13 protein-coding genes and 2 pseudogenes are annotated in these 21,514 nt (G+C 57.5%); 6 read left to right on the top strand and 9 right to left on the bottom strand.

What is annotated here, in order from left to right; all coding sequences use genetic code 11:
• Window positions 1–33: 33 nt before the first annotated feature.
• From JWU58_RS22340 to JWU58_RS22300, 9 genes and pseudogenes are all read right to left on the bottom strand, one after another.
• Window positions 34–465, bottom strand: coding sequence for a HEAT repeat domain-containing protein (locus JWU58_RS22340; protein WP_130899435.1), 432 nt, complete (start codon window positions 463–465; stop codon window positions 34–36).
• Window positions 462–3,112, bottom strand: a pseudogene (locus JWU58_RS22335) (RHS repeat-associated core domain-containing protein); the annotation flags it as partial. The gene JWU58_RS22340 and the pseudogene JWU58_RS22335, both read right to left, overlap by 4 nt.
• Window positions 3,113–3,177: 65 nt before the next feature.
• Window positions 3,178–3,522: a hypothetical protein gene (locus JWU58_RS22330; protein WP_167351290.1), complete on the bottom strand. Its 345-nt coding sequence runs from the start codon at window positions 3,520–3,522 to the stop codon at window positions 3,178–3,180.
• Window positions 3,519–4,595, bottom strand: a pseudogene (locus tag JWU58_RS27360) (RHS repeat-associated core domain-containing protein); the annotation flags it as partial. The gene JWU58_RS22330 and the pseudogene JWU58_RS27360, both read right to left, overlap by 4 nt.
• Window positions 4,596–4,746: 151 nt before the next feature.
• The gene (locus JWU58_RS22320; protein ID WP_206421001.1) at window positions 4,747–5,217 is read right to left on the bottom strand and encodes a hypothetical protein; all 471 of its coding nucleotides are present in this window, start codon (window positions 5,215–5,217) and stop codon (window positions 4,747–4,749) included.
• On the bottom strand, window positions 5,214–10,247 hold the full coding sequence (locus JWU58_RS22315) for an RHS repeat-associated core domain-containing protein (RefSeq protein ID WP_206421000.1): 5,034 nt from the start codon (window positions 10,245–10,247) through the stop codon (window positions 5,214–5,216). Before JWU58_RS22315 ends, JWU58_RS22320 begins: the two co-directional genes overlap by 4 nt.
• On the bottom strand, window positions 10,244–10,984 hold the full coding sequence (locus JWU58_RS22310; RefSeq protein ID WP_206420999.1) for a DUF4123 domain-containing protein: 741 nt from the start codon (window positions 10,982–10,984) through the stop codon (window positions 10,244–10,246). The genes JWU58_RS22315 and JWU58_RS22310 overlap by 4 nt, the downstream gene beginning before the upstream one ends.
• Window positions 10,974–13,016: a type VI secretion system Vgr family protein gene (locus tag JWU58_RS22305; RefSeq protein WP_125918680.1), complete on the bottom strand. Its 2,043-nt coding sequence runs from the start codon at window positions 13,014–13,016 to the stop codon at window positions 10,974–10,976. Before JWU58_RS22305 ends, JWU58_RS22310 begins: the two co-directional genes overlap by 11 nt.
• A gap of 134 nt (window positions 13,017–13,150) precedes the next feature.
• The gene (locus JWU58_RS22300) at window positions 13,151–13,666 is read right to left on the bottom strand and encodes an Hcp family type VI secretion system effector (protein ID WP_007949952.1); all 516 of its coding nucleotides are present in this window, start codon (window positions 13,664–13,666) and stop codon (window positions 13,151–13,153) included.
• Window positions 13,667–14,104: 438 nt separating this feature from the next.
• Here JWU58_RS22300 and JWU58_RS22295 point away from each other — a divergent pair, with 438 nt between their 5' ends.
• The 6 genes from JWU58_RS22295 to cheB are packed head-to-tail and all read left to right on the top strand — an operon-like array spanning window position 14,105 to window position 21,485.
• Window positions 14,105–15,727 carry a methyl-accepting chemotaxis protein gene (locus JWU58_RS22295; protein WP_076566055.1) on the top strand — a complete coding sequence of 541 codons (1,623 nt, stop codon included), beginning with the start codon at window positions 14,105–14,107 and terminating at the stop codon, window positions 15,725–15,727.
• Window positions 15,727–16,263: a chemotaxis protein CheW gene (locus JWU58_RS22290; protein ID WP_206420998.1), complete on the top strand. Its 537-nt coding sequence runs from the start codon at window positions 15,727–15,729 to the stop codon at window positions 16,261–16,263. Before JWU58_RS22295 ends, JWU58_RS22290 begins: the two co-directional genes overlap by 1 nt.
• Window positions 16,260–17,531: a CheR family methyltransferase gene (locus JWU58_RS22285; RefSeq protein ID WP_206420997.1), complete on the top strand. Its 1,272-nt coding sequence runs from the start codon at window positions 16,260–16,262 to the stop codon at window positions 17,529–17,531. The genes JWU58_RS22290 and JWU58_RS22285 overlap by 4 nt, the downstream gene beginning before the upstream one ends.
• Window positions 17,528–18,211, top strand: a complete 684-nt coding sequence (locus tag JWU58_RS22280) for a chemotaxis protein CheW (protein WP_110600173.1) — start codon at window positions 17,528–17,530, stop codon at window positions 18,209–18,211. Before JWU58_RS22285 ends, JWU58_RS22280 begins: the two co-directional genes overlap by 4 nt.
• Entirely contained in the window at window positions 18,208–20,478 is a 2,271-nt protein-coding gene (locus JWU58_RS22275; protein ID WP_110600171.1) for a hybrid sensor histidine kinase/response regulator, read from the top strand. The genes JWU58_RS22280 and JWU58_RS22275 overlap by 4 nt, the downstream gene beginning before the upstream one ends.
• On the top strand, window positions 20,475–21,485 hold the full coding sequence (gene cheB / locus JWU58_RS22270; RefSeq protein WP_137215243.1) for a chemotaxis response regulator protein-glutamate methylesterase: 1,011 nt from the start codon (window positions 20,475–20,477) through the stop codon (window positions 21,483–21,485). The genes JWU58_RS22275 and cheB overlap by 4 nt, the downstream gene beginning before the upstream one ends.
• The last annotated feature ends 29 nt before the right edge of the window (window positions 21,486–21,514 follow it).

Below are 21,514 nucleotides of genomic sequence, written 5' to 3'. Positions count from 1 at the left end.
GTTCGCTTGTACAAGATTTGGTGGGCTTTGCTATTATATTTCTGATGATTCTGCTTTCGCAAGTAAACTATATATTTCTGGTTCTATTTCACTTTTTGGTGTGGTATCTATTATCTGTTTTACATGGTGAGCGTATTTTTTTTCAATCGCTACTTCGGCCCAGTCGAGCTCGTAAATAGAAATAACTTTAACGTCTTTATATTCCGATTTTGAAAGTAGAATCTTTAAAATTTCTATGGCTTGGGTGGTACGATTTTCTCCAAGTGAAACGGCGCATCTTTGTTGCCAAAATTCCGGCATTTTGAGTATTGCTTTTTTTAGGACTTCCCAGTCCTTATCACTGAAGTCTATGAGTACCGTTTTAGCAACTAGCTCGGTGCTGTATTCAGTCCATGGTGAATCTTCAGATTCACCTATCCATGAGCAGAGCTTTTTATATAGATTTTCTTCATTGCCAGTCGTCATGGTGTTGCTCCCGTAGGGTATGAAGAAGTGATGACATCGTTTTCTTTAATAACCTGCCATTGAACTCCGTCCACGATTTTGGTGTGTTCGGTTACTACCGCGCCTGGATCGTTCCGTAACACTCTGCCTGGCTCTGCTGCTACCTCATCAGTAACTCTCAAGATCTTCGCGTCACTCCAAGATTTCGGCGCAAATGTATGTCTATTTGGAGACTTTGCTGCAGACCAGCCGATGGTTCCATCCTTACGCTCTAAAATCATTTTAAAATTTTTAACGCTGGTAGTTCCGTCCTTGTTAGTGCTGACAATATCGTACTGATATTTTGGAGAGTTCATAACCTGGGCCGAATGACCGCCTACTGGTTTGTTATGGCCGGGGCTCCGTGTGCCATACAGTATTTTGTTCTGCATTGCCTTGGGAATCGGTCCGGTATAGGGCGCTTCGGGGCTGCCGTCATCAACTTTCGATTTTTTTTCTTCTTGGTCAGTTCGGTTACCTGATGAATCTTTATCTCCGGCTCCGGGACATGTATTCAATCCTAGAGGATCCACCCACCCCGTAGGATTGGTCACGTACTGATAGCTATTCAACCCACCCGCAAGCTTGATCGGGTCCGGCGTCAAGAACCGTCCAGTCCCCGGATTGTAGTAGCGGTGGCGGTTGTAATGTAACCCTGTCTCGGTGTCGAAATACTGCCCTTGAAAACGCAGCGGATTATCGATTTCGCTGACATCCAGCGCTGCGAGGTTGCCGTACGCGCGATACTTCGCCGACCACATGATTTCGCCGCTGTAGTCGGTGAGCTCTTGCGGAGTGCCGAGGTGGTCGAGTTGATAGTAGAACGGGGCAGCCTTTAGTGGGCCTTCGCCGTCGAGCATTGCCAATGGGCGGAAGCTGCCCGGTTCGTAGATGTAGCTGCGATAACGACTTTCTGCGCTTTCGGCGATCAATCGTTCGCCTTGCCAGAGGAATTCAGTGGTGTGGCCGTCGACGGTTTTTTCGAAGCGGCGACCGAAGGCGTCGTATTTGTAGGTTGCAGTGCTGCCGCCTGGCAGACTCACGCCGATCAGGCGATGCTGGCAGTCGTAGCGGTATTCGGTGACGAGCTTTTGGCCGTTGCCGCGACGCTCGCGGATCAAATTTCCGTACGCGTCGTAGTCGTAGTGGCGGTCGCCTTGCATCAGCAGGCGATTACCTTTGACGTTGGCGAGGTTGGCTGCGGGCAGGTCATTCTGGCCGAGGAGGTTGCCTGCCGGGTCATGGGCGAAGCTCTCCGGCATAGCGCCGCGTACGCTGATCAGGCGATCCAGTGGATCGTAGTGATAGCTGCGGTTGCCTTTGCGGCTGTCGTTAATACCGGCGAGGTTGCCGTTGGCATCGTAGTTGTAGCGACGCTGGAACAGGTGTTTGTCCCGCTGGCTGACGCTGTGTGCTTGAAGTCGGCCCTGTTCGTCGTATTGGTACTGGCTGAGCAGCAAGCCTTGTTGGCGCTGTTGTTCGCGGCCTGCATTGAATTGGTGGCTGGTCAGGCGTGAACCGTTCAGGTCGATGCTGCTCAGGCGTCCACCGGACAAATGACGGTAATCGAGCGTGCAGCCATCCGGCAGACGGCAGTGGCTGAGCTGACCGACTTTGTCGTAAGCGTAACGCGTGGTACCCCAGCCCTGATGTTCGGTGATCAAGCGATCTTGCACATCGTATTCATAAGCGAGCGGCCAATGGCCGTCGTCGACGTTTACCAGGCGACCGAGTGCGTCGTAGCTGTAATGAATCTCTTCGCCATCGGGCAGCGTCTTGACCAGCAAACGGCCTGCGGCATCGCGCTGGTATTCGGTAACCAGTTCGCTACCGTCGTCGCCGAACTCGGTTTTCTTCAGCAGTTGGCCGTTCAGGTCGTACTCGTACGCGGTGCGGCGGCCGTCGAAGCCGGTTTCCTGCTGGATCAGGCCGTTCGGGTAATAATCGAGTTGATAACGTTCGCCGCGCTCGTTTTCGATCTCGGTGAGGTTGAATTGCGAGTTGTCGTAGCGATAGCGCAGTTGGCTGCCGTCGGGATTGATCCGGCGGCTGACGAGGTGCAGGTTGTCGGCGTATTCGTAGCGGGTGATCCGCCCGAGCTCGTCGCGTTCGGCGGTGACGCGGCCATACGGGTTGTAGGTAAACGCACGTGTGGCGCCGCCGGGCAGGGTGACCTGAGTGAGGCGGTCGACGGCATCCCATTGGTATTGGGTGATCGCTCCAAATTCATCCTGGCGAGTGATTTGCCGGCCGAGCGCATCGTAGCGATACTTGCGTTGACCTCCATCCGGCAGGCGTTCTTCCAGCAATTGGCCGAGGTTGTTCCAGCCCAGTTGATGACGACTGCCGTCGGGGTGGCGGATCTCAAGCAAGCGTCCCTGACGGTCATAGCTGTAGAAGGTCTCGTTGCCGTCAGGATCGGTTTGTTGGGTAATATCGCCCTGGCGGTTGCGTTCGTATTTCCAGCGGGCCTTGCCGCGCTGGACATCAATAAGTTGACCGTTGAAGTAGTTGTAACGCGTCGGAACACCCTCAGGAGGGATCCATCCGGATCGACCTTAGCGACGAGTCGAGCCTTGTCATCGTGGGTGTAGACTTCTTCGCTGCCATCGGCATTGTTTACTGGGACGACAAATGGGGACAGACTTATTTCAGTGCTTAAAAAATAAATCTGCCTCCATTTTTCTAAGTTTTTTACACTTCCAACATAAAGGATTCGATTTTCTCGATAAATTCAAGTTTGCTCTTGGTTCTGAATTCTCCAAGGAAAATTTCTGAGTTTTTTATCGGTTTCCCTTTATGGTCATATTCAATTGTTAGAAAGTCAATTACAAAATACCCTTCGGGATCACCTTCCGGCTCCACTCTAGAATCAAAACAGTGCCCAGTGCTTCGGCGGACTCCACCAATCAAAACCGAGCTGGAGAACCATTCACTTGTATCAGGTGTAAGCTCGACTTCAAATAGGTTGTTGATTGTTATCGTCCAACCGCTTGGAACGCGTATAGGGTGAAGCTTGTGCTCTAGTTTTGGTCTCATTTCACATTGCCCATATATTTTTTTACCTGTTCAGGGGCGGCTGGAAAATTATGGATGACAGGCTCGCCGGCTTTGGATAGCTCTATCCTGACCCAGTTTGTCAGTTCTCCATTGTTGTAGCCGACTGGAGTTTCTGATCTATAGAACATATATCTTGAGCCGCCGTGATCAAACACATTTCCATCGCGCACTGCTGCGTACGCTGCTTGTTTCTCAAATCCGCTGACATTATTAGCGATATCGGGAAGATAGGAGGCCTCAGGTTTTCCGTCTCTGGTGCCTTGGCCTAGACTTAGCGATTTCGCTTGTTCTGCCGATTGTGCAGTTGTGTGCTTTGTCGCATGCCTACCTTCTGGACGTTTCGCATCATAAATATCTGTTCGTAGATCTTTACGCGTTTGGTACTCGCTTGTATCAATCTTTTTCGGGCAATTAGTGCTGTTCAGCCCCAACGGATCTACCCACCCAGTAGGGTTAGGCACGTACTGGTAGCTATTCAATCCGCCCGCAAGCTTGATCGGATCGGGGGTCAAGAACCGTCCAGTTCCCGGATTGTAGTAGCGGTGGCGGTTGTAATGTAAGCCTGTCTCGGCGTCAAAATACTGACCCTGAAAACGCAGCGGATTATCGATTTCGCTGACATCCAGCGCTGCGAGGTGGTAGTGCTCGCCACGCTCGTTTTCATTTTCAGTGAGCAGCAGGCGCGAGTTGTCGTAGCGATAGCGCAGTTGGCTGCCGTCGGGATTGATGCGGCGGCTGACGAGGTGAAGATTGTCGGCATATTCATAGCGGGTGATACGGCCAAGTTCGTCACGTTCAGCAGTGACATTGCCGTAGGCGTTGTAGCTGAATGCGCGAGTGGCGCCGCCGGGCAGCGTAACTTGGGCAAGGCGATTGGCAGCAGCCCATTGGTAATGAGTGATCGCGCCTGACTCTTCCTGGCGAGTGATCTGCCTGCCTAGTGCATCGTAACGGTACTTGCGCTGACCGCCGTCGGGCAGGCGTTCTTCAAGCAATTGACCGAGATTGTTCCAACTGAGTTGATGACGGCTGCCGTCCGGGTGACGGATTTCAGACGACCCTACGGGTTGCGTTGATACTCCCAACTGGCTTTGCCGCGACGAAACGAAAAGGGGACAGATTTATATTCAGTTTGTAGACAACAAATCTGTCCCCTTTTGCTTCTTCTGCTTTTGTACGTGTATTTGTGGCGTACATGTATCGTTAAAGGCGTTCGAGATCAATTAGACAGCCCTTGAGTTTTAATCGCTTGATCTCGTCATCAAATTTGTATTTTGGCAAATCTTTGTTTTTGACGTCGTATTGCTGTCTAAGGAGGCGAAATAATTTCCCTATATTTTTCTTGCTTTTTTCATCAATGCTTTCAATTAAATCGTAATTGTTGGCGGACAGAAACGCGATTTTGCTTTTAAGTGTGTAGTACGCGCTTATGTTTGAAAGCAATCCTTCTGCATCTGAATAATCTTCTTTTAAGTATTTTGCGTAATCTTCAAATATGGTCGTTAGCAGGCTTTGTGCAGCTTTTTGATGTTTTAAAACTCCGCACATTTCCTGCCAGTTGCTGATGAATAGATGGTCTCCCCAATCGGAGCCGCGGGCGAAATATTGTCCCTTACCTTTAAAAAAGTCAGATATTTCATGAAGTTCTAAAGCCGTTTCAAAAGTCGTCTTCATTGAAGCTTTTCCCAGTCTTCAAAATTTTTCAACAACGTTCCAATGTCACTGTTGTGAGTAACATTTTCTGAGCCGATCAATGCTGCCTCTTTTGTTCCGCTTTTGGTAGCTCCGCCTGGGACCCATTGGTTAGGATAAGCGCCGTTTTCACGCCCGTTTGGCATTTCGTAGCTGAATCTCGGATCATCCGGTTTTATTTTGACGATGTATATGCTCTCACCTTCTAGGGTTTTTGCACCGAGATTTAGTTCCTTGTTGAGAACATTCCAGTCATTTCCCGCTGCTCTATATTTCTTGACAACTTCGTCCATTTCAGAGGTAAGTCCGACAAATTTTCTTTGTGGAAAACTTGGATATCTTGAGTCGGTGATCCAGCTCTCGATCACTACGAAAGATCCCCCTTCTTTTGCAAAAAGCTCGCGGTGCGCACTAACGTAACTATCCGGCAGATACTCATTGGGGCTTGGCGGCCTATCCGCCTTGTTCATATCGATAATTTCATCGAATTTTTCCTGACTCATAGGAAGGTGGTCAGGTTTTGTAGCATTCGCAGAATTTGTTGGTAATTTGCAATCGGGTTCAGGGCACGTTGAATTTAAGCCCAACGGATCAACCCACCCCGTAGGGTTGGGCACATACTGGTAGTTGTTCAACCCACCCGCAAGTTTGATCGGATCCGGTGTCAAAAACCGTCCAGTCCCAGGATTGTAGTAGCGGTGCCGGTTGTAATGTAACCCCGTCTCGGCATCGAAATACTGACCCTGGAAACGCAAAGGGTTGTCGATTTCGGCGACGTCCAACGCTGCCAGGTTGCCGTAGGCACGGTATTTCGCAGACCACATGATCTCGCCACTGAAGTCGGTGAGTTCTTGCGGCGTGCCGAGATGGTCGAGTTGGTAATAGAACGGCGTGGCCTTCAGTGGGCCTTCGCCATCGAGCATTGCCAGCGGGCGGAAGCTACCAGGCTCGTAGATGTAGGTGCGGTAGCGACTCTCAGCACTTTCGGCGATCAGGCGCTCGCCTTGCCAGAGGAATTCAGTCGTTTGTCCGTCAACGGTTTTTTCAATGCGACGGCCAAAAGCGTCGTATTTATAGGTTGCGGTACTGCCTCCGGGTAGGCTAACGCCGATCAAACGGTGCTGGCAGTCATAGTGGTATTCGGTGACCAGACGCTGGCCGGTTCCACGCCGTTCGCGGGTCAGGTTGCCATAGGCATCGTAGTCGTAGTGGCGGTCACCTTGCATAAGCAGGCGATTACCTTTGACGTCGGCAAGGTTTGCCGTTGGCAGATCGTTTTGACCGAGCAAGTTGCCGGCTGGGTCGTGAGCGAAGGTTTCGGGTATGGCACCGCGAACACTGACCAGACGATCCAGTGGGTCGTAGTGGTAGCTGCGGTTTCCCTTGCGGCTGTCATCGATGCCGGCCAAATTGCCATTTTCATCGTAGGCGTAGCGGCGCTGGAACAGGTTGCGGTCTTGCTGACCCACGGTGTGCGCTTGAAGCCTGCCCTGTTCGTCGTATTGGTATTGGCTCAGCAGTACGCCTTGTTGGCGCTGCCGTTCGCGGCCAGCGTCGAATTGGTGCGTAGTCAGGCGCGAGCCATTGAGGTCGATACTGCTCAGTCGGCCGCCGGACAGGTGACGATAATCAAGCGTGCTGCCATCAGGGAGTCGGCAGTGACTCAATTGGCCGACGCTGTCGTACTCGTAACGCGTGGTGCCCCAGCCTTGGTGCTCAGTAATGAGACGATCTTGTACGTCGTACTCATAGGCGAGGGGCCAGTGGCCGTCGTCAACGTTTACCAAGCGACCCAAGGCATCGTAGCTGTAATGGATTTCCTCGCCATCTGCGAGGGTTTTGACCAGCAAGCGGCCAGAGGCGTCGCGCTGGTACTCGGTCACTAGTTCACTGCCGTCGTCGCCGTATTCGGTTTTCTTCAGCAGTTTGCCGTTGAGGTCGTACTCATACGCAGTGCGACGCCCGTCGAAGCCGGTTTCCTGCTGGATCAGGCCGTTGCTGTAGTAATCGAGTCGGTAATGCTCACCGCGTTCGTTTTCGATTTCAGTGAGCAAAAGACGCGCATTATCGTAGCGATAGTGCAGTTGGCTGCCGTCCGGATTGATTCGACGGCTGACCAGATGGAGATTGTCGGCGTATTCATAGCGCGTGATCCGACCCAGTTCGTCGCGCTCTGCGGTGACGCGACCGTATGGGTTGTAACTGAACGCCCGAGTAGCGCCGCCGGGCAGGGTAATTTGTGCCAGCCGATTCGCAGCGTCCCATTCATAGTGAGTAATCGCTCCGGTTTCAGCCTGACGTGTGATCTGCCGACCGAGTGCGTCGTAGCGGTATTTGCGCTGGCCTCCGTCCGGCAGGCGCTCCTCCAGCAATTGGCCGAGATTGTTCCACCCCAGTTGGTGACGGCTACCGTCAGGATGGCGGATCTCCAGCAGCCGTCCTTGGCGATCATAGGTGTAATGCGTCGAGTTGCCGTCCGGATCGACTTGTTCAGTGATGTCCCCCTGGTCGTTACGCCAGTAGACCCATTTGGCGGTACCGCGATTCACCACACGGACAAAGCCCTTGTAGTACTCGTAGGTGGTCGGCGCGTCTTCTGGCGGTATCACCGCGATCAAACGGCCGGCCTCGTTGTACTGATAATCCGTGACCGCACCCATTGGGTCTTTTTCGGCGATCAGTCGGCCTTTATCGTCATAGGCTTTTAAGTGCTCGGCACCATCCGGATCAACCTTGGCGACAAGTCGCGCCTTGTCATCGTGGGTATAGACTTCTTCACTGCCATCGGCGTTGGTAACGGTGACGCTGCCTTTGTCATCCCACGCATAGTGCGCATCCATCTGAGAGAAACTGGCCCAGTGATGGATGCAGCGTGCGGACTTGCCTTCCTTTTCCCACTCCCAGTAGAAGCTCGCGCCACCTGCAAGTTGCCGCTCGAGAATGACGTTCTGTTCGTTGTAGGTGTAACGCTCAGACTCACCGGCAGCGTTCGTCGCGTTGGTCAGGCGCTGCTGAGCATCGTACGTGTAAGTGACCAGGGTCTGCACGGTGCTCCACGCATCTTCCAGTGTGTCTGCCGGGACAAATTGCTGATAGTCGATAGCGATGATGTGTTTGCGGTCATACCGAACCAGAAGTGCTCGACCGGCCCCGTTGTCCACACGCTTGATGCGACCATGGATATCTCGGGTGATATGTACACGGTTGTCGTAATTATCGCTGATGGCAATCAGCGTCGCGCCTTTGCTGTTGAAGCGGAAGTGATAGAACTGCTTACGTTCACCTGCCTGTGTGAGTACAAGCTCGGAAGCATCACCGCCAATGAAGATGGCCGCTTCCGAAAGGCTATTGGTGATTGCCGGACGCTGTTCGCTCGGCATCGGAAACGTCGTGACACGGTTTTCGTGGTCAGTCCAAACGACTTCATCGCCATTGATGTCCACTCGCTGGGCGAGGGCGTGACTCCAACCATAACCGAGGCCGCAGTCGATTTCCGCCGCACTGGTGCGATAGAGGCGTGTCCATGTAAAGGGCAACAAACCGCCGAGTTCACCGTCGGTAATCGTCAACAGCTCTTCACCCGTCACCATCGAAACCGGGCAGCCATTGGTGCAGGTTTTCTTGGCGCAGGTGGCGCTTTTGTCGTCGGGCGTCTTGGATTGATCGGGAGCGTCGTCGACCTTTTCCTTTGGCTGGAGCGAGGTTTGATTCTGTTTTTTGTCTCGTGGAAACGAAGAAGCGTCTTTGACTTCCTGTTTTGGAGTATCTGTAGTTTTCGGCAGCTGGCTTTTGGGCGGCAGCCCCGCTACATGACTTTTGGGTTCAGCGTTACGCGAGCCAGCCTTTGGCGCCTCGGTGGTAGCTTCATCGATTTTCAGCACTGCGGTTTTGGCAGGCTTCATCGGCACATTCTTGGCGCTGGCGATGATTGGTTTCGACGCTTGCGCATGGGCGGGCAAGGCGTGTTTGCTACTGAGTGTCATCAGGGTAGATGCAAGATCGTCCAGATACTTAATCGCTTCGCCCGATTTGACCGTGGTAATGACTTTTGTCCCGGCTCTTACAGCAAGTCCAGCGCCACCTGTCAGGCAGATACCCAGTAGTACGTTGATCAGAAACTCCGAAGCGATCGCCGTCATAACGTCGACGATTACCTGCGGCGGGAGCATGCCGACCCAAGCCACGATCGCCGAGACATAGATGAACATCAGCGGTTCGTCGCTGAGGATCAGCAACCCTGAAGCAATGGACTCTTTCGAAGCAGCGTATAGCTTGTCGATTTCGACGTCCGACAAATATTCTTTGAGTTTTGCGTAGTTTTTTTGAGGATGAGCGAGCAGGTCGAACAGGCTTTTGATGTCATCCCACAGACGGAGGAGAGCTTGCTCAAAACCGTCCAGCGCTCGTTTGAGCAAAATGACCGAGCGCCCCGCACGATCTGCCGCCGAGTAGCTCGCCCACTGCGGCTGAAACTTGCTCGACCATTCGCTTTGCAGCCAGCCTTCAAGCTTGCCGATAACGCCTTGATAGGAGCCATAGAGGGCTTTGACGTCACTCTGGGATACGTTGGGGAAGAACGTGATGCGATAGGTCTGGCCCTTTTTGGCCCCATCTATCACTTTGATGCCGCTTGGGCCGATCATGGTTTCGATGACCGGACCGGTAACGTCGTCGTAAAAGGTGCCTTTGGTGACTGGCTCCAGTTTCACTGGAGTATTTCCGATAGGTACAAATCGCGCTGACTCAAACATGTGGATCAGCGTGAAATCACCCACCAGTGGGCAGGTTGCGTATGTTTCCACGGCACCCGTTTTGGTCTTTCGTTCAGTCACTCGGACTTCATTGCCGACCTTGAAGGTCTGGTCGACGTCCAGCGCCCAACCAGTCCAGAAACCGTCTGCCCATTCCTTGTAATCACTCAGGCAGTTTTTGAAGTCTTTGAGTATCAGATTCACGTCAGGCGCTTTGGCGTCCAGCACACGCAGGACCAGGGTACCAATCGGGGTATTCATGACGTGACTTCCTTTGTCAGCTGTGCGGCGAGACGTTCTGCCATATCTTCTGTGTTTGGGTTCTGGCGCACGAAGCGCTCAACCTTTCTGCGCAGGTTGGCTTCGGGTAATTCGAAGTACAACTCAGGGCAATCTTCTGATAGCCACTGCATCAGGTTCTCGACGACGGTGGTGTGATTTTTTTTAGCGAGGGCATCCAATAGTGCTTGGGGAATTTCCCACCAGGGCCAATCTTTTGCGGGAGGTACCGCTCTTCTGCCGACTTCGAGACACTGTCCGTTAATCAGATAGCGTTGGAACACGGGCAGCAATTCACCTGCCGTAGCACCTAACCCCTCGATGATCGGATGAAAATGCCGACCATCCCAGAATCTGAAAAACACTTCAGTAGCGTCGGGCATTTTTACTTGAGTCAGGCTGCGCAAATGCTCCAGCACCGTTTCCGGCGCGCTGGTGGATACCGCAAGCCAACCCCAATCCAATGCAGCGGTTTCAGTAATCCATTGCAGAAAACTGGCATTGGTACTGATCTCGGCGAGATACGGCATTACGGGTAGCCAATCGGCGTAGGGCGTTCCACTCCAGATAGGCAGTAGTTGTGGTGCGGCATCTTGTTGATAGAAGGGCTTAAGCGGTTCGGCATCACTCGCCGCGCTGATCACCAAATACAAACGCTCGCCGCTTTGCAGCGGCTGTTGCGCCAGCCAGTCCTTGGGGGTGATTGGTTCAGATGGCACAGGCACCTGCCTTGCATTTTTCGCATTCTTCGCAGAACGGCGCGTTACGTTTTAGGGTATTGATTTGCGCCGGGGTCAGGACTTGGCCGGCCTTGTCGGCATCCGCTTGTTTCAACACGCCGGGCATCAAGGGCGCAGCACCAGTCCCACTGCCAGGGCTGCCACCGGAATTCATGTTGATCACCGGCCCGCTCATGGTCACGCCGCCGGCGTCGATCTTGATGAAGCTGCCGCCGCCGACCAGCGTGAGTTCGGCGCCAGCTTCCATCACCACTTTCATGCCGCTGCTCAGGTGGATTTCCTGGCCTGCGTCGATGAACTGGCCCGTGCCGATCTTGATGTGCTGATTCACACCGACGGTGAGGTGGTCGTTGGCGCGGGTTTCGACTTTGCGGTCGGCGTAGACGGTGTGGTGTTCTTCGGCTTTGAACTCCGTATAGCTGTTTTGCTCGACGGTGTCGTGGCGTTCGTTGCCGACGCGGATTTTCTGATCGTGCTCGATGTTTTCGTCCCAGTCGCGCTGGGCGTGCAGGTAGATCTGTTCCTGGCCTTTCTTGTCTTCGATGCGCAGTTCGTTGTAGCCGCCACCGCCCATGGAGCTCAGGGTCTTGAAGGTGCTGCGGGTCTTGTTCGCCGGCAGGGGATAGGGGACGGTGTTTTCCTTGTGGTACAGGCAGCCGCTGATCAGTGGTTGGTCGGGGTCGCCCTCAAGGAAGGTGACCAGCACTTCCATGCCGATGCGCGGGATGGCGATGCCGCCGTACTGGGCGCCGGCCCAGGCGCTGGAGACGCGCAGCCAGCAACTGGTCTTGTCGTCGGCCTGTCCTTCGCGGTCCCAATGGAACTGGACTTTGACCCGGCCGTATTCGTCGCAGTGGATTTCTTCGCCTTTCGGGCCGGTGACCACCGCGCTCTGGCTGCCGAGGATTCGCGGTTTCGGGTGGCGCAGCGGCGGGCGGTTGGGTACGTCCCATGGCGTGGCCTGGAAGCGGTTGCGGTAGCCCTGGTGGAAATCGTCTTTCAGCGCGGTGGTGTCACTGGTCACCGACTCCTCGAGCACTTGCGGCTGCTTGCCTTCATGCAGGACTTCGGTGAGCAGCCAGAGGTCGTTCCACTTGGCTTTCGGGTGTTCGGTCAGGGCGAGGAAATGGCCGCTGACCAGCAGTGGCTGATCACTCTTGCCTTCGGCCAATTGGAAGTCGCTGCGATGGCGTTCGAGGGCGCGTTTGGCCAGGTGCTTGCCGCGCTCGCGGTCGATGAAGCGGCCCGGGTAATCGTAGTCTTCGAGGTCGGGCAGGGCGTCGCCACGGTTTTCGCTTTCCAGGGTCAGGCGCGGTTTTTCGAAGTCGTAGTCGCGGCGGGTGGTGCGGCTGGTGCGGGTTTCCAGGCGCAGGTCGAAGCGCTTGATCACCGGGTTGCTGGCGACCATGCCGGAGTCTTGCTGATAGGGCACAGGGGCCAGTTTCGGGAACACCGTCTGGTCGTCGCCGAACACCAACTTGTGCGCGGTGGCGCTGTGCTGGAAGTGGAAATGAATGCCTTCTTCTTCACACAGGCGCTGGATGAAATGCAGATCCGACTCGTCGTATTGCACGCAGTAGATGCGTTCGGGATAGATCGAACCGGTCTTGAATTCGTAGGCGTTGCCTTGAATGCCGTGCTCTTCCAGCACCATGCCGATGATTTTCGGCACGCTGAGGTTCTGGAAGATGCGCTGGTTGATGCGGTGCGCGAGATACGCCAGTTGCGGACGCAAGGTCACCGAATAACGGGTCAAGCGCTTGCCGGAATCGCCTTGCGCGGCGCGGTAGATCTGGCCATGGATGCCGCTGCCGTCAGGCGACAGCTGCAGAAAGGCCGGTTTGTGCAGCAGGGTTTCGAGGTCCAGCGACGGCTGCTCACTGACCAGTTCCACCTCAAAGACAAAAGGCTGGCTGATGGCTTCCCGACCGGTGAGGGTAAATACCTGAAAGTCGGCGGAAAGCCCTTCGATGGTCAGGGCAAAGTGGGTTTCATTGGCCGGCGCGAACATCCCTTGTTCCTCGTGCTGTACAGCGGCGCTCGTCGACGACCGCAAAAAAGCGGCTCAACGTACGCGAAATTCTGGAGGGGCGTAAACAACATCGACCAGCAGAGCTGGCCGATGCGTGTAACGGTCAGCCGTAATTAAACGACTGGAGCACGCCAGTCATCGGAACCCGAAGTACCGGATACTTCGTGGGTCCAGGTGATTTTGCGGTAGGTGAACTGCACTTCTTCCAGGTGGGTGAAGTGCGCGTTGCCTGGATCCTGGCAGTTGTGCATTTTGTTGTTGATGGCGACGATGATCGCGTCTTCCAGTTTGGTGGTGTAGTAGTGCTCTTGGGTGCCTTGAGCCGAAGTGCGGTACCACTGGATAACGATTTCGCTCATGCGCTCGCCGGAAGTCAGAGCTGCTTGCAGCAGTGGCGAAGCCTTGTCGTAGACCTTGGTGATCACAACTGGCTTGTGAACGCGCTGACCGGTTGGCTGACCGGATTGCGGGTCACGCGGGATGATCACGTCGTGGGTGAAAGCCTGAACCATGACCTGGTCTTCGTGGCCTTCCTGGTAGGTGTTGCCAACGGAGTCGGCGGTGAAAGCGCCGGCAGTGATCAGGCCTTGTTTTTCGCCGGTAACCGACATGTACGCTGGTGTTGCCATGGGGTGCTCTCCTTGCGGATAAAGTTAGGGTGCCCGGAGGCGAAATCGCCCGGTGGGTGGCTGAGAGTTATCAAGGAGCGTGCCAGGTTTTGCGAGGTGCCCGGATGGCGGGGGCGCCACGGTAGTTGGTGATCATTCGGGGCGATTCTCAGCGGGAAAATCGGGAGAAAGTGCGCAATAAGTTGCGCAGTACTGCGCAACTTCTTGCGCACTTGGCTGCAGGCCTTGCGCCGCTTGAGCTGCAGAGGATTTAGGCCCTGAAATATTACGACCTACTGCGCAACTTCTTGCGCAGTTGGGTATTTGCTGGGACTGCGGTGTTGCCTTCGCGAGCAGGCTCGCTCCCACAGGGACAGTGCTGCCAGCGAAAGCGTCTTATAAATGAAACACCGCGCTCGGCTATACTCCCCGCATTTCGATCAGGCACGAGGATTCACTGTGAAGAACTGGACGTTGCGCCAACGCATTTTGGCGAGCTTTGCGGTGATTATCGCCATCATGCTGTTGATGGTGGTGCTGTCCTACTCGCGGTTGTTGAAGATCGAGGCCAGTGAAAACAGCGTGCGCGACGATGCCATCCCCGGCGTCTATTACAGCTCGATGATTCGCGGCGCTTGGGTCGACAGTTATTTGCAGACCCAAAAACTGCTCGGCCTCAAGGAAGGCCAGGGCGTTTCCAGTGAAGACGCTGCCGACTACAAGGCGTTCGAGGCGCGTCTGCAAGAACATATGGCCAGCTATCGCAAGACCATGGCCACCGATGAAGACCGTTCCGAATTCGCCCTGTTCGAGAAGTACCACGATACCTACATGCAGATTCAGGATGCCGTGCTGGACCTGCACAAGCGCAATCTGGAAGCCGATGCCATCAAGCTGTTCAACGAGAAGCTGACCCCGGCGTGGTACACCGGACGCATGAAGCTCAACGACATCATTGGCGAGAACAAAGTCGTCGCTGATAACGCCATGGCCAATATCGACGACGCGGTGGCAACGGCCAAAGTCAGCATGGTCATTTCCCTGCTGGTTGCGGTGCTGGCCGCCGGCCTCTGCGGTCTGCTGTTGATGCGCGCGATCATGGCGCCGATGAATCGCATCGTGACCATCCTCGACATCATGCGCACCGGCGATCTGAGTTCGCGCCTGAACCTTGATCGCAAGGACGAGTTCGGCGCGGTCGAAACCGGCTTCAACGACATGATGACCGAGCTGACGTCGCTGGTATCCCAGGCCCAGCGCTCTTCGGTGCAGGTGACCACTTCGGTGACCGAGATCGCCGCCACTTCCAAGCAGCAACAAGCCACCGCCACCGAAACCGCAGCGACTACCACCGAAATCGGCGCAACCTCCCGTGAGATCGCCGCGACCTCGCGGGATCTGGTGCGCACCATGACCGAAGTGTCCACCGCTGCCGATCAGGCCTCGGTGCTCGCCGGCTCCGGCCAGCAAGGCCTGGCGCGCATGGAAGACACCATGCACTCGGTCATGGGCGCGGCGGATCTGGTCAACGCCAAACTGGCGATCCTCAATGAGAAGGCCGGCAACATCAATCAGGTGGTGGTGACCATCGTCAAAGTGGCTGACCAGACCAACCTGCTGTCGCTCAACGCGGCGATCGAAGCCGAGAAGGCCGGCGAGTACGGTCGCGGTTTTGCCGTGGTCGCCACCGAAGTCCGGCGTCTGGCCGATCAGACTGCCGTGGCCACCTACGACATTGAACAGATGGTCCGCGAGATCCAGTCGGCGGTGTCGGCCGGGGTGATGGGCATGGACAAGTTTTCCGAAGAAGTACGCCGGGGCATGTCGGAAGTGCAGCAGGTCGGCGAGCAGCTGTCGCAGATCATCCATCAGGTGCAGGCACTGGCGCCGCGCGTGCTGATGGTCAACGAAGGCATGCAGGCCCAGGCCACTGGCGCCGAGCAGATCAACCATGCGCTGGTGCAGTTGGGCGATGCCAGCAGCCAGACCGTCGAATCGCTGCGTCAGGCCAGTTTCGCCATCGACGAACTGAGCCAGGTGGCCGTCGGCCTGCGCAGCGGCGTTTCGCGATTCAAAGTCTGATGAGCGAAATCATCGCCAAGCGTGGCGCCGCGCCAGTGGCGAAGCAGGCGCTGTTTCTGCTGTTTCGCATCGGCAGCGAACGCTACGCCCTGCGTGCCACCGAAGTGGCCGAAGTGCTGCCGCGCCTGCCGTTGAAGCCGGTTGCCCGGGCGCCGCATTGGGTGGCCGGGGTGTTCGCCTATCGCGGGGCGGTGGTGCCGGTGATCGATCTCAGCGCGCTGACTTTCGGCCGACCCGCCGAGGCGCGCACCAGCACGCGGCTGGTGCTGGTCAATTATCAGCCGGATCAAGCGCAAGCAGCGCAATGGCTCGGGCTGATTCTTGAGCAGGCCACCGACACGCTGCGCTGTCATCCGCAAGATTTCCAGCCCTACGGCCTCGATAACCGCGAGGCGCCGTACCTCGGCCCGGTGCGCGAAGATGCGCAGGGATTGCTGCAATGGGTGCGGGTCAATGACTTGCTCGATGACGCCGTGCGCAGCTTGCTGTTCCCCGATCCGCCGCGTGATCCGGCGCAGCTTGAGGCGCAGCCATGAGCAGTGAGCAGCGCTTTTTCGATTTCCTCAAGGAACGCATCGGCCTCGATGTCGCGTCGGTGGGCGCGGCGATCATCGAGCGTGCCGTGCGCCAGCGCACCACGTTGTCCCAAGCCGCCCACGCCGACGAATACTGGCAGCTGTTGCAAGGCTCGCGGGATGAACAGCAGGCGCTGATCGAAGCGGTGATCGTTCCGGAAACATGGTTTTTCCGTTACCCGGAATCCTTCGCCACCTTGGGCAAACTGGCCCGTCAGCGTCTCGCCGAGCTGAACAACATGCGCGCGTTGCGCATCCTCAGCCTGCCGTGCTCGACCGGCGAAGAACCCTATTCGATCGCCATGGCCCTGCTTGATGCCGGGCTCAAGCCGCATCAGTTCAAGGTCGACGGCATGGACATCAGCCCGTTGTCGGTGGACAAGGCGCGCCGTGCTGTTTACGGCAAGAATTCGTTTCGCGGGCAGGATCTGCAATTTCGCGATCGGCATTTCATGCCTGAGCAGGACGGCCACCGGGTCAACGAATACGTTCGCGAACAGGTGCGCTGGCAGGTCGGCAATGTCCTCGATCCGACGCTGTTGGCGAGCGAGCCAGCCTTCGATTTCGTGTTCTGCCGCAACCTGCTGATCTACTTCGACCAGTCGACGCAAAAGCAGGTGTTCGAAGTGCTCAAACGCCTGACTCATGTCGACGGCGTGCTGTTTATCGGCCCGGCGGAGGGCAGTCTGCTCGGGCGCTTGGGCATGCGCTCGATCGGCATTCCGCAGTCGTTCGCTTTCAGCCGTCATAACGAGCCGCACCCCGAACCGCTGCCGACGCCCAAACCGGTCGCCGTGCCGGTCAGCCAGCCATTGCGCAGCGCGCCGCCAGCGCCAGTGCGCAATCGGCCGTTCGCTGCCGTGACGGCTTTGCCGGTGACGAAAAAAACTGCCAACCCCGACGCCGCGACGCTGCTGGCGCAAATCGCTGCACTGGCCAACGAAGGCAAAAGCGCCGAGGCCCGTGCCGCGTGCGAAGACTATCTGCGCAGCCATGAGCCGGTGGCGCAGGTGTTCTACTGGCTCGGGCTGCTCAGCGATGTCGCCGGCCTGAGCCTCGAGGCCCAGGGTTTTTATCGCAAGGCCTTGTACCTCGAACCGCAACATCCCGAAGCGCTGATGCACCTGGCCGCGTTGCTACAGGCTCAGGGCGACACGGCGGGTGCCCGACGATTGCAGGAGCGCGCCGCCCGCAGCGGGCGCACCGCCGACAGTGAGCGTAAACGATGAGCGCGTCCGACACCTTGAACGTTACCCACGAAGACGCCCGCGCCATCGACGATTGCTGGAACCGCATCGGCATTCATGGCGACAAGTCCTGCCCGTTGCTGGAAGAGCACATTCATTGCCGCAACTGCTCGGTGTATTCCGCCGCCGCCACGCGCCTGCTCGACCGCTATTCGTTGCAGCAGGACCAGCGCGAAGCAGTGGTCAGCAAAGTCGAAATCGACGTCAAGACCCGCTCGCTGCTGATGTTTCGCCTCGGCGAGGAATGGCTCGGACTGGCCACGCGCACGCTTGTCGAAGTTGCGCCGTTGCAGGCGATACATTCGCTGCCGCACCAGCGCTCGCGGGCCTTGCTCGGCGTGGCCAATGTCCGTGGCGCGCTGGTCGCGTGCCTGTCGCTGGTGGAACTGCTCGACCTCGGCGCCAGCGTTGCGCCGGCCAGCGGCGGGCGAGTCATGCCGCGCATGCTGATCATCGCTGCCCATGGCGGGCCGGTGGTGGTGCCGGTGGACGAGGTCGACGGCATTCATGCCATCGACGAACGCATCCTCGATGCTGCTTCACAGTCCGGTGCGCAGGCCAGTGCCAAGTACACCCGTGGCGTTCTGCAATATCGCGGTCGCAGCCTGCGCTGGCTGGACGAAGAACAGCTGTTGTCCGCCGTGACCCGGAGCCTGACATGACCCCCGAGCAAATGCGCGACGCCTCTCTGCTCGAGCTGTTCAGCCTCGAAGCCGAAGCCCAGACCCATGTGCTCAGCGCCGGGCTGCTGGCGCTGGAGCGCAATCCGACCCAGGCCGATCAACTGGAGTCGTGCATGCGCGCGGCGCACTCGCTCAAAGGTGCGGCGCGGATCGTTGGTATCGACAGCGGCGTCAGCGTCGCCCACGTCATGGAAGATTGCCTGGTCAGCGCCCAGGAAGGCCGTTTGTTGCTGCGTCCCGAGCACATCGACGCGTTGTTGCAGGGCACCGACCTGCTGATGCGCATCGCCACGCCGGCCAATGCGCCGCAACCTGCTGACATTGAAGCCTACGTGACGCTGATGGGACGTTTGCTCGATCCGTCGGCGCCAGCCGCTGTGGTTGCCACGCCGCCGATGGCCGAGTTGTCGATCGAGCCAGCGCCAACAGCGACAGCGCCGATCATGGACGAGCCCGCCGAGCCGACTCCGCACAAAAACAAACGCACCACCGAGGGCGGCGAGCGCGTCTTGCGCGTTACCGCCGAGCGCCTGAACAGCCTGCTCGATCTGTCGAGCAAATCGCTGGTGGAAACCCAGCGTCTCAAGCCGCACCTGGCGACCATGCAGCGCCTCAAACGCATGCAGAACAACGGCCTGCGCGCACTGGAAAATCTCAATGTGCACCTGAAGGAGCATGCGCTGAGCCTGGAAGCGCTCGAGTCGCTGGAAGATGCGCGACGTTTGCTCGCCGAGTCGCAGCAACTGCTCAGCGAGAAAAACGCCGAACTCGACGAATTCGCCTGGCAGGCCAGTCAGCGCGCGCAAGTGCTCTATGACACCGCGCTGGCCTGTCGCATGCGCCCGTTCGCCGACGTGTTGAGCGGGCAGGCGCGCATGGTTCGCGACCTCGGTCGCAGCCTCGGCAAGCAGGTGCGCCTGGAGATCGAAGGCGAGAAAACCCAGGTCGATCGCGATGTGCTGGAAAAGCTCGAAGCGCCGCTGACTCATTTGCTGCGCAACGCCGTCGATCACGGCATCGAATCCCCGGAACAACGCCTGCTCAAGGGCAAGCCGGAAGAGGGCCTTATTCGCCTGCGCGCTTCCCATCAGGCCGGTTTGCTGGTGCTGGAATTGAGCGATGACGGCGGTGGCGTCGATCTGGAGAAAGTCCGCCGCAGCATCGTCGAACGGCAGTTATCCCCAGCCGAAACCGCAGCGCAATTGAGCGAAGAAGAACTGCTGACCTTCCTGTTTCTGCCGGGATTCAGCCTGCGCGACAAGGTTACCGAAGTGTCCGGGCGTGGCGTCGGCCTGGACGCTGTTCAGCATATGGTCCGCCAATTGCGCGGGGCCGTGGTGCTGGAGCAGACGGCGGGCGAGGGCAGCCGTTTCCATCTGGAGGTGCCGTTGACGCTTTCGGTGGTGCGCAGTCTGGTGGTGGAAGTCGGTGAAGAGGCTTACGCGTTCCCGCTGGCGCACATCGAACGCATGTGCGATCTGGCGCCGGAAGACATTGTGCAGGTCGAGGGGCGTCAGCATTTCTGGCACGAAGGCCAGCATGTCGGGCTGGTCGCGGCCAGCCAGTTGCTCAATCGCCCGGCCAGTCAGAACGATGGCGCTACCCTGAAAGTCGTGGTGATACGCGAGCGCGAGGCGATTTACGGGGTGGCGGTCGAGCGTTTCGTGGGTGAGCGCACGCTGGTGGTGTTGCCGCTGGACGAGCGTCTGGGCAAGGTTCAGGACATCTCCGCCGGGGCCTTGCTCGATGATGGTTCGGTGGTGCTGATCGTCGATGTCGAAGACATGCTGCGTTCGGTGGACAAACTGCTCAATACCGGGCGCCTGGAGCGCATTGCCCGCCACGGCAATCAAGCTGCCGAAGCGGCGCGCAAGCGAGTCTTGGTGGTCGACGATTCGCTGACCGTGCGCGAGCTGCAACGCAAACTGCTGCTCAATCGTGGCTACGACGTCGCGGTGGCGGTGGACGGCATGGACGGCTGGAATGCGCTGCGTTCGGAGAACTTCGATCTGCTGATCACCGACATCGACATGCCGCGCATGGACGGCATCGAGCTGGTCACGCTGCTGCGCCGCGACAACCGTCTGCAATCGCTGCCGGTGATGGTCGTGTCGTACAAGGATCGCGAAGAAGACCGCCGCCGTGGACTGGATGCCGGCGCCGACTATTATCTGGCCAAAGCCAGTTTTCATGACGACGCCCTGCTCGATGCAGTGGTCGAGCTCATCGGAGGAGCGCGGACATGAGGATCGCAATCGTCAACGACATGCCCCTGGCGGTGGAGGCTCTGCGCCGAGCGTTGGCCTTCGAGCCGGCGCATCAGGTGATCTGGGTCGCCAGCAACGGCGCCGAGGCGGTGCAACGCTGCGCCGAATACACCCCGGATCTGATTCTGATGGACCTGATCATGCCGATCATGGACGGCGTCGAAGCCACGCGGCGGATCATGGCCGAGACGCCGTGCGCGATTGTCATCGTTACCGTAGATCGTCAACAGAACGTGCACCGCGTGTTCGAGGCCATGGGCCACGGCGCGCTGGACGTGGTCGACACGCCGGCCATTGGCGCCGGCAATGCCCAGGAAGCGGCGGCGCCGTTGTTGCGCAAGATCCTCAACATCGGCTGGCTGATCGGCGACAAGGCGCCACGTGCGCGCCCGGCACCGAGTTCGCCGCGCAGTTCGCCGTCACGTCAGCGGCTGGTGGCGATCGGTTCGTCTGCCGGTGGGCCGGCGGCGCTGGAAGTGTTGCTCAAAGGCCTGCCGAGAGATTTTTCCGCCGCGATCGTGCTGGTGCAGCATGTCGATCAGGTGTTCGCCGCCGGCATGGCCGAATGGCTGGCCAGTGCCAGCGGCCTCGATGTGCGTCTGGCCCGTGAAGGCGAGCCGCCGCAAAGTGGCGCGGTGCTGCTGGCCGGGACCAATCACCATATTCGCCTGTTGAAAAACGGCACGCTGGCCTACACCGCCGAACCGGTCAACGAGATCTATCGCCCCTCGATCGACGTGTTTTTCGAGAGCGTCGCCAGTTACTGGAACGGTGACGCGGTCGGGGTTTTATTGACCGGGATGGGGCGCGATGGCGCGCAAGGGCTTAAGCTCATGCGCCAGCAGGGTTATTTGACCATTGCGCAGGATCAGCACAGCAGTGCGGTGTACGGCATGCCCAAGGCTGCCGCGGCGATCGATGCCGCGGTGGAAATCCGCCCGCTGGAAAAGATAGCGCCACGATTGCTGGAGATTTTCCCCAAATGAACAGGTTGATCGGCAATCCAGGCCCCCGC

The sequence above is a fragment of the Pseudomonas atacamensis genome (genome assembly GCF_017167965.1).
Lineage (GTDB): Bacteria > Pseudomonadota > Gammaproteobacteria > Pseudomonadales > Pseudomonadaceae > Aquipseudomonas > Aquipseudomonas atacamensis.
Note: the sequence above shows the minus strand (reverse complement) of the source record. Positions and strands in the feature narration are given on the sequence as shown.

Bases quoted from the DNA above. Each gene is read 5' to 3' on its own strand.
- JWU58_RS22315 (WP_206421000.1), bottom strand. From the start codon at position 10,247: ATGAATACCCCGATTGGTACCCTGGTCCTGCGTGTGCTGGACGCCAAA.
- cheB (WP_137215243.1), top strand. From the start codon at position 20,475: ATGAGGATCGCAATCGTCAACGACATGCCCCTGGCGGTGGAGGCTCTG.
- JWU58_RS22275 (WP_110600171.1), top strand. From the start codon at position 18,208: ATGACCCCCGAGCAAATGCGCGACGCCTCTCTGCTCGAGCTGTTCAGC.
- JWU58_RS22320 (WP_206421001.1), bottom strand. From the start codon at position 5,217: ATGAAGACGACTTTTGAAACGGCTTTAGAACTTCATGAAATATCTGAC.
- JWU58_RS22280 (WP_110600173.1), top strand. From the start codon at position 17,528: ATGAGCGCGTCCGACACCTTGAACGTTACCCACGAAGACGCCCGCGCC.
- JWU58_RS22305 (WP_125918680.1), bottom strand. From the start codon at position 13,016: ATGTTCGCGCCGGCCAATGAAACCCACTTTGCCCTGACCATCGAAGGG.
- JWU58_RS22330 (WP_167351290.1), bottom strand. From the start codon at position 3,522: ATGAGACCAAAACTAGAGCACAAGCTTCACCCTATACGCGTTCCAAGC.
- JWU58_RS22340 (WP_130899435.1), bottom strand. From the start codon at position 465: ATGACGACTGGCAATGAAGAAAATCTATATAAAAAGCTCTGCTCATGG.
- JWU58_RS22290 (WP_206420998.1), top strand. From the start codon at position 15,727: ATGAGCGAAATCATCGCCAAGCGTGGCGCCGCGCCAGTGGCGAAGCAG.
- JWU58_RS22285 (WP_206420997.1), top strand. From the start codon at position 16,260: ATGAGCAGTGAGCAGCGCTTTTTCGATTTCCTCAAGGAACGCATCGGC.
- JWU58_RS22300 (WP_007949952.1), bottom strand. From the start codon at position 13,666: ATGGCAACACCAGCGTACATGTCGGTTACCGGCGAAAAACAAGGCCTG.